15 protein-coding genes are annotated in these 16047 nt (G+C 64.0%); 9 read left to right on the top strand and 6 right to left on the bottom strand.

The features are described from left to right. Window positions 1-2474: 2474 nt before the first annotated feature. Complete coding sequence (locus ArtHe_RS01850) at window positions 2475-3227, bottom strand: sulfite exporter TauE/SafE family protein (RefSeq protein WP_248318496.1); 753 nt, start codon at window positions 3225-3227, stop codon at window positions 2475-2477. A gap of 71 nt (window positions 3228-3298) precedes the next feature. Here ArtHe_RS01850 and ArtHe_RS01845 point away from each other — a divergent pair, with 71 nt between their 5' ends. Genes ArtHe_RS01845 through ArtHe_RS01835 form a run of 3 tightly spaced genes read left to right on the top strand, consistent with a single transcriptional unit; the run spans window position 3299 to window position 5228 of the window. Continuing rightward, on the top strand, window positions 3299-3883 hold the full coding sequence (locus tag ArtHe_RS01845; protein ID WP_248318495.1) for a DUF1684 domain-containing protein: 585 nt from the start codon (window positions 3299-3301) through the stop codon (window positions 3881-3883). After that, window positions 3870-4436: a GNAT family N-acetyltransferase gene (locus tag ArtHe_RS01840; RefSeq protein ID WP_248318494.1), complete on the top strand. Its 567-nt coding sequence runs from the start codon at window positions 3870-3872 to the stop codon at window positions 4434-4436. The genes ArtHe_RS01845 and ArtHe_RS01840 overlap by 14 nt, the downstream gene beginning before the upstream one ends. A 3-nt stretch (window positions 4437-4439) precedes the next feature. Next, the gene (locus ArtHe_RS01835; protein WP_248318493.1) at window positions 4440-5228 is read left to right on the top strand and encodes an MSMEG_6728 family protein; all 789 of its coding nucleotides are present in this window, start codon (window positions 4440-4442) and stop codon (window positions 5226-5228) included. A gap of 27 nt (window positions 5229-5255) precedes the next feature. On the opposite strand, the gene ArtHe_RS01830 is transcribed toward ArtHe_RS01835, so the two are convergent. From ArtHe_RS01830 to ArtHe_RS01820, 3 genes are all read right to left on the bottom strand, one after another. Then, on the bottom strand, window positions 5256-6050 hold the full coding sequence (locus ArtHe_RS01830; protein WP_248318492.1) for a hypothetical protein: 795 nt from the start codon (window positions 6048-6050) through the stop codon (window positions 5256-5258). A 103-nt stretch (window positions 6051-6153) separates the two neighbouring features. Then, window positions 6154-6864, bottom strand: coding sequence for a DUF6318 family protein (locus tag ArtHe_RS17850; RefSeq protein WP_282568704.1), 711 nt, complete (start codon window positions 6862-6864; stop codon window positions 6154-6156). A gap of 151 nt (window positions 6865-7015) precedes the next feature. Next, window positions 7016-7741: a hypothetical protein gene (locus ArtHe_RS01820; protein WP_248318490.1), complete on the bottom strand. Its 726-nt coding sequence runs from the start codon at window positions 7739-7741 to the stop codon at window positions 7016-7018. A 263-nt stretch (window positions 7742-8004) separates the two neighbouring features. On the opposite strand from ArtHe_RS01820, the gene ArtHe_RS01815 reads away from it, so the two are divergent. Beyond that, a complete protein-coding gene (locus ArtHe_RS01815; RefSeq protein ID WP_248319632.1) occupies window positions 8005-9531 on the top strand; it encodes a stealth family protein in 1527 nt (508 codons plus the stop codon). A 91-nt stretch (window positions 9532-9622) separates the two neighbouring features. Here ArtHe_RS01815 and ArtHe_RS01810 read toward each other — a convergent pair whose 3' ends face one another. Next, complete coding sequence (locus tag ArtHe_RS01810) at window positions 9623-11272, bottom strand: catalase (RefSeq protein ID WP_248318489.1); 1650 nt, start codon at window positions 11270-11272, stop codon at window positions 9623-9625. 143 nt (window positions 11273-11415) lie between these two features. On the opposite strand from ArtHe_RS01810, the gene ArtHe_RS01805 reads away from it, so the two are divergent. Then, the gene (locus ArtHe_RS01805; protein WP_248318488.1) at window positions 11416-11841 is read left to right on the top strand and encodes a pyridoxamine 5'-phosphate oxidase family protein; all 426 of its coding nucleotides are present in this window, start codon (window positions 11416-11418) and stop codon (window positions 11839-11841) included. Window positions 11842-11915: 74 nt separating this feature from the next. Here the strand turns inward: ArtHe_RS01805 and ArtHe_RS01800 are convergent, their stop codons facing one another. Continuing rightward, on the bottom strand, window positions 11916-12812 hold the full coding sequence (locus tag ArtHe_RS01800) for a phosphodiesterase (protein ID WP_248318487.1): 897 nt from the start codon (window positions 12810-12812) through the stop codon (window positions 11916-11918). 275 nt (window positions 12813-13087) lie between these two features. On the opposite strand from ArtHe_RS01800, the gene ArtHe_RS01795 reads away from it, so the two are divergent. The 4 genes from ArtHe_RS01795 to ArtHe_RS01780 all read left to right on the top strand — a co-directional run bounded on the left by ArtHe_RS01795 (window position 13088) and on the right by ArtHe_RS01780 (window position 16041). Next, window positions 13088-13618, top strand: coding sequence for a hypothetical protein (locus ArtHe_RS01795; protein WP_349238374.1), 531 nt, complete (start codon window positions 13088-13090; stop codon window positions 13616-13618). Between the two features lie 94 nt (window positions 13619-13712). Beyond that, window positions 13713-14015 carry an urease subunit gamma gene (locus ArtHe_RS01790; protein WP_248318486.1) on the top strand — a complete coding sequence of 101 codons (303 nt, stop codon included), beginning with the start codon at window positions 13713-13715 and terminating at the stop codon, window positions 14013-14015. Window positions 14016-14023: 8 nt separating this feature from the next. Next, window positions 14024-14332, top strand: coding sequence for an urease subunit beta (locus tag ArtHe_RS01785; protein WP_248319631.1), 309 nt, complete (start codon window positions 14024-14026; stop codon window positions 14330-14332). A gap of 2 nt (window positions 14333-14334) precedes the next feature. After that, window positions 14335-16041, top strand: a complete 1707-nt coding sequence (locus tag ArtHe_RS01780; RefSeq protein WP_248318485.1) for an urease subunit alpha — start codon at window positions 14335-14337, stop codon at window positions 16039-16041. The last annotated feature ends 6 nt before the right edge of the window (window positions 16042-16047 follow it).

Below are 16047 nucleotides of genomic sequence, written 5' to 3'. Positions count from 1 at the left end.
CCTGCTGCAGGTCGGGTCTCACAGGCGCCATGGGAGCTGTATCCGCAGCAGCAGGTGCCCCGGGTTCACGGTTGCCGTTCCCCCGGCGGGAGACAGTCCCGGCTCCCCTCCCGGTATCCGTATTTGTATCCGCATCCACATCCGCATACGCGTCTGTGTCCGGGTCCATGCCAGGGTCCATGCCCCGGCCCATTCCCATGCCCATGCCCAAGCCCGGGGGTAGATGGCCAAGGTAGTCGAGAGCGGCTTCGGTGCGGTAAGCCCGTCCTGTTGGTGAGGTCCACTCGATGCTGCCGGGTTCGGGTTGGCGTGCCTTCCAAAGGCCGAGAGTTTTGAACCGGTGGTGTTTGGGGCAGAGGTGCTCCAGATTCGCATGCTCTGTGGGGCCGCCCCGGGCCCAGGGAGTGGTGTGGTCGATTTCGGAGCGGGTCACGCTAACGGCGCAGCCTGGGAATCGGCAGGTTCCGTCCCGTGCTTGGAGCCAACGTTTCAGACCGGCAGGTATCCGCCGCCTTCGTCCCACCCCGAGAATCTCTCCCGTCGTTGGGTCCTGTAACAGTGGTGTCCAGCTCAGGGCCTGCAGAACCATTCGCCGACCTGCCTCAGGACTGATCGGACCGTATCCGTTCAATTCGGCTGGGGCATCGTCCAAACCCGCGAGGGTGTCAACGTTGATCAGTACCATCACCTCAGTCTTCGTCCGGGTTTGATTCCGGTGCCGCTCCGCCCGCCGACCAACCCGTTTCGGCGCGCCGCTCCCCTTTCGATCTGCAGGTGCCGGTCTCCCCACCGCATCCTCGGGAGAGGGGAGAACCGCAGGGCCATCGGGAACAGCAGGCGCTGACGGGGTTACTGGAACCTCGGGAGCCACAGACGTTGCCGGAGTTACCGGAGCCACGGGCCTTGCCGAAGCCCCGTGGGCACCAGGCGCCCACGGAGTTACTGGACCCGCGGGAGCCACAGACGTTGCCGGTGCTGCGGGAGTTTCCGGGTCTGCAGGAGGTACCGGGGCTGCAGGAGCCGGGAACGCCGGGCCCGGAGACCGGGTTCCTTCCTCCCGCAGCACGGCCGTTGGGGCCGCGTCCGCCGGCCTGCCGCCGTCGAGCATTACCGTGGCCAAGGTGTCAGCGCGCAGCTGGTCCATTGTTCGAGGGTCACCGGCGGCTTTTCCGGCCCGGGCCGCACCCGACAGGGCTGCGTAGATAGCCTGCCCCTGCTCCGCAGCCAGGAACGCCGTCAGACAGGACATTCCATCGGGCAGCGCGTCGAAACACACGCGCCGCTTCTCAAACGCGTCCCGGTGCCGGACCGGGATCGTCTCTGGAAACCGGGACTCCCGGAGCCGGCGGGCCTTCTTCCCGAATCCCGCCGCTGTCCGGCCCTCAGCGTTACTCAGGAGGTCCGCTTCGAAACGCTGCCGCGCGCTCACCGGCTCCGCATTCACAGATTCCGGATTACTCCCATCGTCGCCAGAACCTGCTGTGCCCAGCAGATCCAACTCGGGTTGGGTGTCTTCCCCTGGGTCTCGGCTGTCTGTTCCGTTGCCTGTACCGCCAGCCGGACCGGCGTCGCGGTCTGTGCTGGCATCCGGGTCCGGTCCGTCGGGGACGAACTGGGTTTCGTCCAGGATGATCCGTGCGTGCTGGTACCCGATCCGGCCCTCGGCCAGCCTCGCGAGTGTCTGAGCGTATTCCCGGTTCAGCCGTGAGGACTCACTCACCAACCGCATCGCGCTCATATGTGGCAGATTCAGCACCGCACCAGCCTCAGCTGCCGCGAGGGACAGTGCCAATCCCGGATCCTCCCGGCCGGCAGCCCGGGCAATGTCCCGCGCGAAAAGCTCCTCCAGCCGCGCCGCGGTCCTGGCCTGCTGCGCCTGGGCCCAGCAGATCAGCACACCCAGCCGCTCCAATGCCTCTACGGTTTCCGCGAATCCCAGCAACTCCGCCGAACGCAGGGACAGCCTCCCGTCGAAACCCTCCGGGATCCCCGCGATGTCCTCCGCCGGGTCAGCCGCCGGGTCAGCACAAAATACAGCCACAGATCCACGGATGCCTCCCGGGGCTGAACCTGAATCGGCGGTCTCAGGGTAGCCGCTAGCGGCGCCAGTGTCCCGCCTCATACCGGCACCCGAAGCGCCGGTATTTGGACCAGCCCCAGCCCCGGCCCCGGAACCGGCAGAATCTTTGCACCGTCCGCCATCGGAAGCCCCCCGGCACACCCCCATCTTCCGGTCCGCGGACCGGAAAAACGGTGTGTTCGGGGAGCTCTTCATACCCCAACACTTTCAGCTGCCACCGACATTTGAGGCCCTAAATCGACGGATCACGCGTCCAGCAGTTACGGGACTTTCAGCCCCTTCTACCTGCTTATTTCCCACGGTTTCGGGCGGGCCGAGTCCGCTGCCTCGCGGACGGCGTGCAGCGCTCCAGTTCCGGTCCCAGCCAGGACCGGATCACGCGTAGCGGCCGAGGTTACGCGTAAAGGTCGAACAATCCCTTGGCCATTGCTGCCGCAGCACCAAGGAAAGCTATGACAATAACGCCGAACCGTACGTGTTCGTCACTGATGTGCTTCTGGAGCTGCTCGCCAGCGTAGATGCCGGCCACAATCAGGACCCCGACCAGGATCCACACCAGCGCGCTGAACGGAGGCATCTGCCCCGGGTCCATCGTGAGCTTCACGCTCAGGGTGACGATCGCAATGGTCACGAAAAACGGCTGCAGGGTGGCTGCGAACGGCCGTTGCGGCCACCGCGCCATCACGGCATAAGCGCTGACGGCAGGACCTCCAACGCCGGCCACGGCATTCGTGACGCCGGACGCGAACCCTGCAATTGCCTTCGCCTTGTTGCCGGTCACCACCACCGAGTTCCGTGCCAGCACCAGCGAGGCCCCCAAGGCAACAAGCACAATCCCGCCCACAATGACGGCCATGGGCGCGGCCGGCAGGTATACGGCCGCAATCGAAGCAGGAATGCTGCCGATGACCGCCGGTATCGACAACCAGCGGTACATACTCCAATCCACTTCTTTCCAGACGCGGAACATAATCAGGAGGGAGGAAATCAATCCGCAGACATTCACCATCAGGACGCCGCCGTGGGCTCCAAGGATGATGACCAGGAAGGGGGAAATGAGCAGCGCGAAGCCGAGACCGGCGATTCGCTGGGCGACCGCGCCGATAAAGATCGAGGTCAACACCACAATGAGAAGTCCGGTAGTCACGCCAAACACACTACGCTGGGCCTATGGTTTCTCCTGCTTCGGCACTCCGGACGGCTGACTGGCGCAGACGCATGTTCGATGTATATGCCCAGGTTCGACGCGCAGCTGCGGACGAATCGCCGTCGTCCGCCCACGATCTGTGGCGCCGCGAACGGAACTTAATGTTCGGCACCCATGAGGCCTCGCCCCTGGATGAGGCAGCGAAAGCGCGTTTCACCGGTCTCGCCGTCGCGCCCTATGATCCTGCATTGCGTTTCGAGGCGGTGATTGACGACGACGGCGCCGGGCAGCGTTTCGAGACCGCCACCGGAACGGACGGGACGGTGTATTTCGAGCGGCTGGGGACCGTGCGCATTCCCGGCGTCGGCGAGCTGGCACTGTGGCGGCTGGCCACGTACGGCGGCGGGATCTTCCTGCCGGTGCGCGATGCCCTCGCCGGCAAGGACGGCGGCACCTACGGCGGAGGCCGCTACCTGCTCGACACCATCAAGGGTGCGCATCTCGGCACCGGCGGCGGTGATTCGCTCGTCCTGGATTTCAACTTCCTCTACAATCCCTCGTGTGCCTATGACGAGGCTTGGGCCTGCCCGCTGCCCGGACCGGACAACCGGCTGGATGTCCCATTGATGGCGGGTGAACTGTATGCCGAATACTGACCGCGTGGAATTTGCCGTCGGTCCGGCGCGGGATACGGACACTGCCGCACTGGCTTCGCTGGCCGCCCTGACCTTCCCGCTTGCCTGCCCGCCCGCTGTCACGGCGGAGGAGGCGGCTGAATTTGCTGCACAGGCACTGTCGGAGGACGCCTTTGCGGGTTACGCCGCCGATCCTGCCCGCCGGGTCATCGTGGCACGGGCTGATTCTGGCTTGGTGGGCTACGCCTTGCTGGTTCTGGAACCGCCCATCGATCCGCAGATCTTAGCTGCTCTGGCGGGTTTCCCCGGTCTGACGGCGGAGCTCTCCAAGTTCTACACGCATCCGGCCGCCCACGGGCGGGGCGTAGCGTCCGGGCTGATGGCTGCGGTCCTCGAAACTGCGGAGCAGGCGGAGGTGGACACGGTGTGGCTCGGGGTGAACAACATAAACCTGCGGGCGCAGGCCTTCTACCGAAAGTCGGGATTCTCTGTCGTCGGCCGCAAGCAATTCCCGTTGGGACCTCACGTTTTCGACGATCTTGTGTTTGCCCGGCCTCTCACATCCGCGGGCTGATCCGTGCAGACCTTCCTCCCTTACGAGAGTTTTGCACGCAGCGCCCGGGTCCTGGATTCACCCCGGCTGGGCAAGCAGCGGGTTGAGACCCTGCAGATCCTGCGCGCCCTTGTGGTCCCGGACTACGGATGGCAGAGCCATCCCGCGACCCGCATGTGGATGGGGTACGTTCCCGCACTGACCTCCTACGGACTGGCAATGACGGATGAGTGGGTAGCCCGCGGATTTGCCGACACGGTCCGGGAGCAGCTGCTGGAGTTCGCACCGGAGGCCGGGTCCGACGTCGTCGCCCGCCCGCCATGGCTGGGCGGCGAGGCGTTTCATGAGGGACACCGGTCCAATCTTCTGGTGAAGGACCCGGAATTCTATGCAGAGCTGTTCCCCGGGACACCCGCCGGCCTGCCCTACATCTGGCCGGAACCGGCCGTCCCGACAGCTCCCACCGAACCCGCTGACCGGTGGCTGTGGATCGCCCGCCCGGTCCGGGACCCGGACGGGCCGGTCATTGAGCTGCCCATGCTCTCTGCCCGCGGGACTCCGATCACCGGCAAGAAAGGCCGCCAGCTGGATCGTTTCCTGGAGGTAATGAACGACGGCGATCCCGTCGCGCTGCTCGGATCTGACCGTTCCCGGCTGGAACTGGGAGAGGTTGGACCGGTCACGTTGACGAATGACACGGCCCGGCGGCGGGTGTCGCTGACCGGCGAGGTCTTGAACCGGGCTTCCTTCACCTATCCAGCGCTCCTGCAGGATCCCCGGACGCTGTTCGCAGTGCCCGTCCCGGAGGGCTGAAGTGGATCCGCGGGTGCCCCAGCCGGATCAGCAGCCAACACCCGCCGGGTTGACCAGACAGTCATCCGCCACGTTTCGGGATTCTGAACGCCACACGCTGAGCAGCTGAGCCGGCGAGGTCACCTGGGCCCGGCCATCGATCGGAACCATCGGGCCCCCGTTGACCGAATACTCGCCGGAAAAGAACGTCGTCACGGTCACCGGGAAATCTCCGGTGGCCTCATAGGCATGACTCGTTGCGGTCTGTTCACCCCAGCGGGATTCAGGAAGCGGCCCGCCGGGAACCCGAGCCGGGCCGTAAGACGTTCCGTCACCATAATCGAAGGTATATTCCGTGGGACTGGCAACAATCCGGATCGACTGGCCGAGCAGATTCATCTCGAACACCTGCTCACCGGCTTCGACATACACATTCGTGTGCGCTCCGATAAGCGTGTGCGGACTCGGCTGTACTGACAATTGACCGGGCGCAATCGGACTTTCCTGGAACGCGGAGAGCACCGCTGCGCGGAGCCGCTCTTCAAAAGCTGCGGGGTCTTCGGAGTAGATGCAGGACGGACTGCTGCTGATTCGCGCCCAAGTTGACGGGTCTACGGACCGTAGCCCACTAAACCACCAGACCAACCGTCCGTCAGGACCGGCAGAACAACTGGCCGCCTGGACCAGACAGTCGAGATCCCCCGCGTTCTGATCCTCGAAGCACACTGGTTCGAAACGATAGCCCAGAGGGTCATCAGCGAAGCCAACCGGTCTTGTGGTCCAAACTTTGTTATCGGGGTCATAGGAAAAGGATGATTCGCCAGTGACTCCACTTTCTGACATTCCCCCCGTGCCATTCGTATCGCTATATGCCCTTCCATGGCCGACTACAACGAGTGCTAGAGCGAGGGTCGTCAGTGCTAAGGCAATTCCATATCGGTGGAGGCTAGCGCGATTCATGGATGGTCACCACGTCAACAGCTCTCCAACTCCCCGTTTCAAATACAGCTTCAATCATTTGAACCGAAGGCGATTCATTTCCAGGCTCTGTGGCCATGAGTCCAGATGCTCCATAGAACTCAAGTGGTTCCTGGACGAACTGGACAAGAACCTGTACCCGGTTTCCTTCAGTCCTCGCGTACGTAGTGTCCGTTCCCTGAATGAGGATTTTCGCTCCTGCGATCCATTCCTCACCTTGAAAGCCGACTTCCACAGAACTGTAGTAATTCCCGCAGGCAAAACAGGCCGGCCCACTGATGGCCTTCAACGGCTCAACATCCCCGGTTTCATATCCATAGTTCGCTAGGTCATACCAATGCCTTGCGAAAGCGATCAGCCCCTCCTTGGATTCGACTTTCGCCTCTTCCGGCATCACCGGCAGAGGCACGTTCTCCGCAGGGCCCTCAGCCGACGCCGGCTTATACACAGCAGAGGGAGACGGAGATGGGCTCGGAGCTTCCGGAGAACTCGGAGAGGAGCTCACGCTTGGAGTCTCGGCAGCATCCGCACCCCGGTCCCCCGAACCGGAACACCCCGACAGCACCAAAGCCCCCGCGACTGCAACAGCAAGCCACCCGCCAGCCGTGAATCCTGCACCGGCACCGGCGCCGGAAACACCAGCAGCAGCAGCACGGCGACGCTCAAAGAGACTAAACATGTAAGACCCCCGGGTTCAGCCATCAGGACCAGTGCGGTAGATGCTACTCAAACTGCCGCAAAGCATACTGACTTATCCACAGGGCGCCACCGAAATAGCGTTCCAAAAAGCAGAAATTCCGCCACCAGCAACCCGTCAACCCGTCAACCCGTCAACCCGCATTGTGCAGGGAAACCAGCATCCGCTTCACATCACGGAACTCCTGAGATTCCTCAAACGCCGCTGCCTTCTCCAGATGATCCCCCGGCCCAGGCCCCGGCCCAGGCCCCGGCCCAGCCTCACCCTCAGCCCCAGCCCCAGCCCCAGCCCCAGCCCCAGCCTCAGCCCCACCGTCCGCAGGAACCGCCCCGGCGAACCGCCCGCCGCTGGACTCCGTCAGTGTAAAGAAATCGAAAAGCCCACAGGCAGCCTCCTCTGCGGACGGAGTCGGAGCGCTGACGACGGCGTAGGTCACCTGAGCTTCTCCTCCACCGGCCGGCACGACTGACCGGTAGACAAACCGCTGCACCGTGCCCTGGGCAGATATCAGCCCCGGCATAGGCGCAGCATCGTATTCGGTGTACGCCACCGGCTCCGGCAACGGCGTGCAGATCTGGTCGGTGATGATCCCCGTGTCCAGCCAGGCAATCACTCTTCCGCCGGCGTCGTGCACGCGCAGCGACACCCCGCCGGCCGGATCGTTTGCCAGGGCCGCCACTTCCTCCACCGACCAGTCGGTACGGTACTCAAACTCCAGGTCAGAGCGCTCAACGGCATAGGTTGCCCAGCCGGGAGAAGCACTCTCCGGTGCGGCATCCGGCGCCGGAGACACCGCACAGGACGGCAGGCAGAGGCCGCCCATTATTCCCGCCGCAATCAGGGTGTTACGGTATCTCACATCGGCTCCCGGAGGTTTCCGCGTGCTCAGCAACCATGCTACGCAGCCCCCGCCGTGCCACCCATAGCTTCCGCAGTTCCACGCACCCGTTCGGCCAAACCGGCCCCGGTGCGCCTGCGGGAGTCCAGTACCAGTGCAGCGTCGCACATTTCCACAACCATCTGCCTTGCGCCCGACCCCTTTTGGAGGCTCCCATTACCGATATCTCCGCCGAACACGACGTTTACTTTGGAACTCCCGAAGACGGGAGCGAGCCCGAAGATCTGCAGACCGCCTCCCTGGCCGTTATCCAACGGGTGGAGCACCGCCCCAACGTCCAAAAAATCAAGGGCCGCCTGACCCTGATGGACACCGGCCTCACCCCGCACCAGGCGATGGTGGAGGACCTGCTCTTCGTCCGGCGCGTGCTGGACGGCGCGGGCATCGACTACCTGCTGGTCCGCGGAAACGACGAACGTCCGGTCATCGCGATCGACATCCGGCTGCGTGAACAGCTGCGCAGTGCCCTGGTTGACGCCTGCCGGGACGAGCCGTTCTACTCCCGCAGCGTGGACACCGAGAAGTCCCGCACCCTGCTGATTGCCGACGGCGAGCTCTCCCCACACGAAAAAACCCGCATCATCCGGCTGTTCCGGCCCCGCGGGACCAGCGGCACCAACCTGGTCTTCGGCCCCTCAGCGGGTGTCCAGGTGGAGCTCTGGGACCTCGGCGACACCGAAATCACCCTCCCGGTGGAGAACTCCCTGACCCGCCGCACCCTTCCCGCTTCTGAGGTGGTCCGCGGCAGTGTGGATAAGCATGGCCTGACCTGGCCGACCATCGAGAACATGTTCGCTGACCACGCCACGGACATCCGCTTCGACGTGGACCTCGTTTTCTCCTGGGTGGACGGCAGTTCGCCGGAATACCGCGCCCGCCGTGCTGCCCTGATGCAGGACGCCGTCGTCGGCGAAGGTGACGACCACGAAGCCCGCTACCGGCAGATTAACGAACTGAAATACGCGCTGCGTTCCGTCTATATGTTCGCGCCCTGGATCCGGCGCATCTTCATCGCCTCGGATTCCCCACGCCCGGATTGGCTGGCCGACCATCCCTCGGTGACCTTCGTGCCGGCCGTGGAACATTTCCGCGACCCGTCGGTGCTGCCGACGTTCAACTCGCAGGCCGTGGAATCCCAGCTCCAGCACATTCCGGGTTTGTCCGAACACTTCCTCTATTCCAATGACGACATGTTCTTTGGCCGTCCCGTAGGTCCGGATCTGTTTTTCTCCCCCGGCGGGATCACGAAATTCATTGAGGCCAGCACGCGGATCGGGCTGGGCGCCAACGATCCCGAGCGCAGCGGCTTCGAGAACGCCGCCCGGGTCAACCGGCACCTCCTGTGGGAGCGTTTCGGCCGCATCACCACCCGGCACCTGGAACACACTGCCGCACCGCTGCGCAAGAGTGTCCTGGTGGAGATGGAAGCCGTATTCCCGGAGGAATTCGCTGCCACGGCGGCCAGCAGGTTCCGGGCGAAGGACAACATCTCTGTCACCAACTCGCTCTACCACTACTACGCCCTGCTGACCGGGCGCGCTGTCACCCAGGAAACCGCCAAGGTGAAGTACGTGGACACCACGTCCTACCGTGGGCTCAAGTCCATGGACCGGCTCCTGGAGAAGCGCAACAAGGACCTGTTCTGCCTCAATGACGGTTCCTTCCCCGAGGTCCCCACCGAAGAACGCACCGCCCGGGTGACCGGCTTCCTGGAAAAGTACTTCCCGATCAAAGCACCCTGGGAAATCTAAACCAGGGAAAGCTAGAAGCTGGGAAAGCTAAACCAGAACGACGGCGGCGGCCGGGCAGGTGCCCGGCCGCCGCCGTTGGGTCAAGCAGGACTCAGCGGCCGATGACCACGTGTTCGTCCGGGACACAGTGGGTCATGGTCAGCCCTTCGACGTTGCGCGGACCGTTGCTTCCCAGGTTCTGCATCCGCGCGGTTTCCTCGCCGTTCAGGGTCTGCGTGGCGAGCGGGCCCAGGTCCCTGACCTCGTCCAGGCCAATACCGAGGCCCTCGCCGACCCGGGAGCCCAGTTCGTCGTCGCACATGTAGAAGTGCCAGAGCATGCGTTCCTGCACCGGGCGGCTGGCTTCGGAAATGTTGTCGGAAAGGTTCTTCACCAGGTCATCCTGCTCCCATTGCTCCAGCAGCTGGTAGCGTTGCCCGGCCTGCAGATAATCATTGGTGCGCGGGATACGCTTGCGGGTCAGCTTGCCCGTAAGATCCGGCCCCTGTTCCTCGTGGGCGGGCTTGGGCGCCTCCTGCAGTCCGCCGGTAATATTCGGCTCGTAGTTCACATGCGGGTTCTGGCCAGGCGCCAGGTCCACGCCATAGGACATCTGCCCGCCGCGCTGGTTGGTTGCATGGCGGGAATGCTTAGGCGAGTTCACCGGCAGCTGCAGGTAGTTCGGCCCAACACGGTGCCGCTGGGTATCCGAGTAGCTGAAGGTCCGGCCCACCAGCATCTTGTCATCGGAGAAGTCCAGGCCATCCACCAGCACGCCGGTTCCGAACGCGATCTGCTCGTTTTCCTCGTGATGGTCGGAGACGTTGCGATTCAGCGTCATGGTGCCCACCAACCGGGGTACAAAGTCCTGCTCCGGCCAGGTCTTGGTGTCATCAAGCGGGTCGAAGTCCAGTTCCGGATGATCGTTGTCCTCCATCATCTGCACGAAGAGATCCCACTGCGGATAGTCGCCCGACTCGATCGCTTCGTACAGGTCTTTCGACGCATGGCCGAGGTCTCCCGACTGGATGTTGGCTGCATCGGCTTCGGTCAGTGACTTCACCCCCTGCCTGGGCAGCCAGTGGTATTTCACCAGCTTGGTCTCACCCTCCTCGTTCACCCATTTGTAGGTGTTCACCCCAAAACCCTGCATGTGGCGGTAGTCCGCAGGGATGCCGCGGGGACTGAACAGGTTTACCAGCATGTGCATGGACTCCGGGGACTGGGACATGAAGTCGAAAATCCGGGCCGGGTCCTGCCGGAACGTCAGCGGATCGGGTTTCAGCGAATGGATCACGTCCGGGAACTTGATGGCGTCCCGGATAAAGAAAACACCCAGGTTGTTGCCTACCAGGTCCCAGTTACCCTCCTCGGTATAGAACTTCACCGCGAAGCCGCGCGGGTCCCTCGCCGCTTCGGATGAATCCCGCCCGCCGATCACGGTGGAGAAACGGATGGCGACGTCGGTCTTTTTACCCGGGGCTGCGAAGGGCGCTGCCCGGGTATAAGCCTCGATCGGTTCCCCGCCCCATTTGCCGGTGGCTTCAAATTCGCCAAAGGCTACAAAACCCCGGGCGTGGACCACCCGCTCGGGTATCCGTTCCCGGTCAAAATGGCTGATCTTCTCCAGAAAGTGGTAATTTTCCAGCGTCGCAGGCCCGCGGGGGCCGACAGTGCGCGAGTTCTGGTTGTCGTAGACCGGGTGACCCTGCCGCGTGGTCAGCGGCGCCTGGGCTTCATAGGACTTCTCATCATCCGTCATCGTCTTCCCCTAGCGTTGGCTGAGGTATTCCGGGAAAAATTCAAAGGTTCCCCTGCCACTCTTCTAACCTCTTCGGCCCGGGTCAAGACCCCGCTGCCGCCCCGGCGGTGGCGGCCACGCTGTCCGCTTGGCACACTTGGGGCATGACTAGCGATGAGAAGCCGCCCGTTGTCGAACTCACGGCCGAAGAATCCTGGAAGTTCGTCGAAAAAACCTTCCACGGCCGGCTGGCACTGAGCGTCGGCAACCGGCCGGACATCTTCCCGGTGAATTATTACGCGCACGACGGCGTGATCCTCTTCCGGACTGCGCCCGGCACAAAACTGGCGGAGCTGACAGTGAACTCCCAGGTCGCCTTCGAGGTGGATGGTATCTACAGCGACGAAGCCTGGTCCGTCGTCATCCATGGAACCACCCGGGAACTCGAGCGCGCTGCTGAGATCGAGGCTGCCGAGGAGCTCCCCCTGCGGCCGTGGGTCCGAACTGAAAAACACCGCTATGTTGAGCTGACGCCCACGAGTATCTCAGGGCGGTTCTTCAGCCTCGGTCCGGAACCCGGGCAGGACTGACCGGGGCCAAATGGCCCGGCAGTAAATCTCCGCTCCTCAGGCGTGGATCATGCTCTCAGGCACGGCTCATGTCCTCAGGCGTGGCTCATGCTCCGGGCCTCGAGGATTCGGATTCCGGCGGCTTCAAGCCGGCGCCGGGTCTCTGTCTCATCGACCCGCTCCCCCACGGTTTCCTGCTCCTCCAAGGGCACGACCGAGTGGACCACGGAGTCCTCATAGACATGGATCATGTTGAAGCCCTGCCCGGCGTCCTGCCCCCGGGTTCCCGGCGTCGCAAGGTCCTGCGTGTAACAGGTGGCCGAGGCAACGGACACTGGGATGCCGGCGAAGGTGGCAAAGGTGGAATAGTGCAGATGGCCGGCAATGATGGCCCGGACATCCGTTCCCTCCAGGGCAGACGCCAGGGCACGCTGATCCCGAAGTTCCACCAGGACACTGAGGTCCTGGACGCTGGGAACCGGCGGATGGTGCAGGGCCAGTATTGTCCCGTCCGGTGCCGGAGCCGCCAGGACGGAGCGCAGCCACACCAGTTGGGCTCCGCTGAGCTCGCCGTGGTGGTAGCCGGGAACCGTGGAGTCCAGGGTGATGATGCGCAGGCCGTTGACCTCATAGACCCGGTCCATCGGTGCCATGTCCGGCGCCTCATCCAGCAGACGTTCCTTGAATGTGTCCCGCCGGTCGTGGTTGCCCATAACCCAGATCACCCGGGCGCCCATCCGCTGCGCTGCAGGTTCCACGATTGCCCGAAGGGAGTCGTAGGCTGCCGCCTCGCCTTTGTCTGCGAGGTCTCCGGTGAAAACTATCGCTTCGGGCCGGCGCTCCGCCGCCTCCAGCCGCGCAAAGAGGGAGAGCAGCTTCGCCCGGCTGTCCACCGTCCCGTAGAGCGGGCCGGGGCCGGCCAGCAGATGGGTGTCGCTCAGATGAAGGATGAAGTGTCGCGGCCGGGGATGTTCGGCCGGGAGGTAATCCATTGTTGACCTTCTAGTGTCGTCCGGTGTCGTCTAGTGTCGTCGGGGATTCGGAAGCTCGGTACCGGCTTAATCAAAGCAGAAATAAGATGATCGGGGTAACTTTACGGCCGTGTGTTGGCCCCGGCACCCGATGTGCACCTGCAAGCCATCCGGCGTTCATGAAGTGCCGGTCCGGAACCCGCCGGCCAGCCCGGTTTTTGTTGCCCGCTCTGGTGCCGGCCCCTGCCCGGCCGTAGGCTCGTGCGTGAAACCGCCGACCCCCGTAAGGAACCACTATGAAACTCAGCCATATTCCGCTGCGGCTCACCACCGGCGCCTACATCCTCAATTCCGGCCTGAACAAGCGCAACCTGGACGCCGAATCAGCGGCCGGGCTGCAGCATCTGGCCGGAAATGCCTTCCCCCAGGTCCTGGACCTGGAACCAGTGCGGTTCGGCAAACTCCTCTGTGCCGCGGAAATCACGCTTGGGCTGTTCCTCCTGACACCGTTTGTGCCCAGTAAGCTGGCCGGTCTGGCGCTGGGCGCGTTTTCCGGTGGAATGGTCACCATGTACCTGAAGACTCCGGAATTTACGGAGGACGACGGCTTCCGGCCGAGCAACGCCGGTGTGCCGTTCGCGAAGGACATCTGGCTGGCGGGGATCGCTGCGGCACTGATTCTGGATACCAAGAACAAGAAAAAGGTCAAGGTCGTTAAGGTTCCCACCCCGGTGAAGACGGCAGCAGCGGCCGCCGCCGTGAAGGCTGCTAAGGACGCCAAGGATGCGCACGCCCACTCGCATAAGGGCAAGGGCAAGAGCAAGTAGCTCCTGGCCCCGGGAGAAAGCCTTCCCGTAAGTCCGCAACGTCCCGGAAACACAGTGGCGACAACCTGAAACATGCCGGTGGAAGACTTCCCCCATGTTTCTTACGCCTGCCGATACGGACAAGCTGCTGCTCAGTGTTGCCGGGATGGTCGCGCGCGACCGTCGGACACGCGGGCTAAGGCTCAACTACCCCGAAGCCGTTGCCCTGCTCTCCTGCTGGGTGATGGAACGCGCCCGCGAAGGCGGCCTGGTGGCCGATCTGATGAGTGAAGGACGCAGTGTGCTCTCCCGCGCTGACGTCATGGAGGGCGTTCCGGAGATGATCCCGGACCTGCAGATCGAAGCCACCTTCCCGGATGGGCGCAAACTCGTCACCATCACGGATCCCATCTCATGAGCGGGCCCCTGATTCCCGGTGAAATCCGGACCGCCTCGGGCTTTCTGGACATCAATGCGGGCCGCGGGTCCCGGACGCTGGTGGTGATGAACGACGGCGACCGGCCCATCCAGGTGGGTTCGCACTTCCACTTCGCGGACGTGAACTCAGCCCTCTCCTTCGACCGGGCCGCAGCAGCCGGCTTCCGGCTGGGAGTTCCGGCCGGAACCGCCGTGCGCTTTGAGCCCGGGGCCTCCCGCGAAGTGCTGCTGGTGAGGTTCGCCGGAAGCGGGACTGTGCCCGGACTCCAGATTCGCACCTCCCCCGAAGGAGCCTAGGCATGCAGGTCAGCCGGCACGACTACGCCCATTTGTACGGACCCACCGTCGGGGACCAGATCCGGCTCGCGGACACGGACCTCTGGATTTCCCCGGAAAGGGACTACACCTTCGGAGGGGACGAATCGGTTTTCGGCGGCGGGAAGAACATCCGTGAGTCCATGGCCCAGGCCACCCGGACCTCAGCCGAAGGCGCACCTGACCTGATCATCACGAACGTGGTGATCCTGGACCATTGGGGAATCGTCCGCGCCGACGTCGGGGTGAAAAACGGCCGGATCGCCGGAATCGGCAAGTCCGGCAATCCGGACATCATGGACGGAATCGACCCGGCGCTGGTAATCGGGCCGGGAACCGAGGTGGTCGCCGGTGAGGGCAGGATCCTCACCGCCGGCGGAATCGATACGCACGTGCACCTGCTCGGCACTGACGCCCTGCGCGAAGCCCTCGCCTCCGGGATCACCACGGTGGGAGGCGGCGGCACCGGGCCGGCCGAGGGATCCAAGGCCACCACTGCGACCCCGGGAGCCTGGAACCTTCAGGTCATGCACCGGGCCCTCGATACGCTGCCGATGAACTTCCTGCTCTACGGCAAGGGCAACACGGTCAGCCAGCCCGCCCTCGAAGAGCAGGCCCTTGCCGGCGCCGCCGGCTACAAGGTGCACGAGGACTGGGGCTCCACTCCCGCAGCCATCGACGCTGCGCTCACGGCGGCGGAGAGCTGGGGCGTCCAGGTGGCCCTGCACGCGGACTCGCTGAACGAGGCCGGCTACGTTCAGGACACCCTGGCCGCCATCAAAGGCCGCGGTATCCATGTGTTCCATGCCGAAGGTGCCGGCGGCGGCCATGCCCCGGACATCATTACCGTGGCGGCGGCCGCCAACGTACTGCCGGCGTCGACCAATCCCACCCTGCCTTTCACCGTAAACACGGTGGCCGAGCACCTGGACATGCTGATGGTCTGCCATCACCTCAACCCGCGGATCCCGGAGGACCTGGCCTTCGCCGAATCCCGGATCCGGGCCAACACCATGATGGCAGAGGACGTCCTCCAAGACCTCGGCGCCATGTCCATCACTTCTTCGGATGCCCAGGCCATGGGCCGGATCGGCGAAACCATCACCCGCACCTGGCAAGTGGCACACGTGATGAAGGGCTACATGGGCACCACGGAATCCTCCCTGCCCGCGGACAACGAACGGGTCCGGCGTTACATCGCCAAGTACACGATCTGTCCCGCGGTGGCCCACGGCATTGACGGGGAGGTCGGGTCCATCGAGGTCGGCAAAATGGCCGACCTGGTGCTGTGGAATCCGGCGTTCTTCGGCATCCGTCCCTCAATCGTGATCAAGGGCGGGGCAATCGTGGCCGGGCAAATGGGCGACCCGAACGCTTCCCTGCCCACTCCGCAGCCGGTCTGGATGCGCGAGGCCCTCGCCGGCCGCGCGTCCTCGGCACCACACCTCTCGACGTCGTTCGTTGCCCCGGCCGCGCTGGAGGATGGCCTGGCGGAAAAGCTGGGACTCACCCGCTCCCTGACCGCAATCGCCTCCACCCGCAACGTCACTAAGGCGTCCCTGCCGAACAACACTGCGCTGCCGGACATCCAGGTGAATCCGGAAACATTCCTGGTCAGCATCGACGGCCAGGTCATTGAACCGGCACCGGTTTCCGAGCTCCCGCTGGCCCAGCGCTACACCCTCTTCTAGGCCGGT

The organism is Arthrobacter sp. Helios (genome assembly GCF_023167125.1).
Lineage (GTDB): Bacteria > Actinomycetota > Actinomycetes > Actinomycetales > Micrococcaceae > Arthrobacter_B > Arthrobacter_B luteolus.
This window is presented reverse-complemented; position numbering and strand designations above follow the sequence as displayed.

Coding starts and splice junctions, on each gene's coding strand:
- ArtHe_RS01845 (WP_248318495.1), top strand. CDS start 3,299: ATGTTCGATGTATATGCCCAGGTTCGACGCGCAGCTGCGGACGAATCG.
- ArtHe_RS01840 (WP_248318494.1), top strand. CDS start 3,870: ATGCCGAATACTGACCGCGTGGAATTTGCCGTCGGTCCGGCGCGGGAT.
- ArtHe_RS01830 (WP_248318492.1), bottom strand. CDS start 6,050: ATGTCAGAAAGTGGAGTCACTGGCGAATCATCCTTTTCCTATGACCCC.
- ArtHe_RS17850 (WP_282568704.1), bottom strand. CDS start 6,864: ATGTTTAGTCTCTTTGAGCGTCGCCGTGCTGCTGCTGCTGGTGTTTCC.
- ArtHe_RS01810 (WP_248318489.1), bottom strand. CDS start 11,272: ATGACGGATGATGAGAAGTCCTATGAAGCCCAGGCGCCGCTGACCACG.
- ArtHe_RS01805 (WP_248318488.1), top strand. CDS start 11,416: ATGACTAGCGATGAGAAGCCGCCCGTTGTCGAACTCACGGCCGAAGAA.
- ArtHe_RS01800 (WP_248318487.1), bottom strand. CDS start 12,812: ATGGATTACCTCCCGGCCGAACATCCCCGGCCGCGACACTTCATCCTT.
- ArtHe_RS01795 (WP_349238374.1), top strand. CDS start 13,088: ATGAAACTCAGCCATATTCCGCTGCGGCTCACCACCGGCGCCTACATC.
- ArtHe_RS01790 (WP_248318486.1), top strand. CDS start 13,713: ATGTTTCTTACGCCTGCCGATACGGACAAGCTGCTGCTCAGTGTTGCC.
- ArtHe_RS01780 (WP_248318485.1), top strand. CDS start 14,335: ATGCAGGTCAGCCGGCACGACTACGCCCATTTGTACGGACCCACCGTC.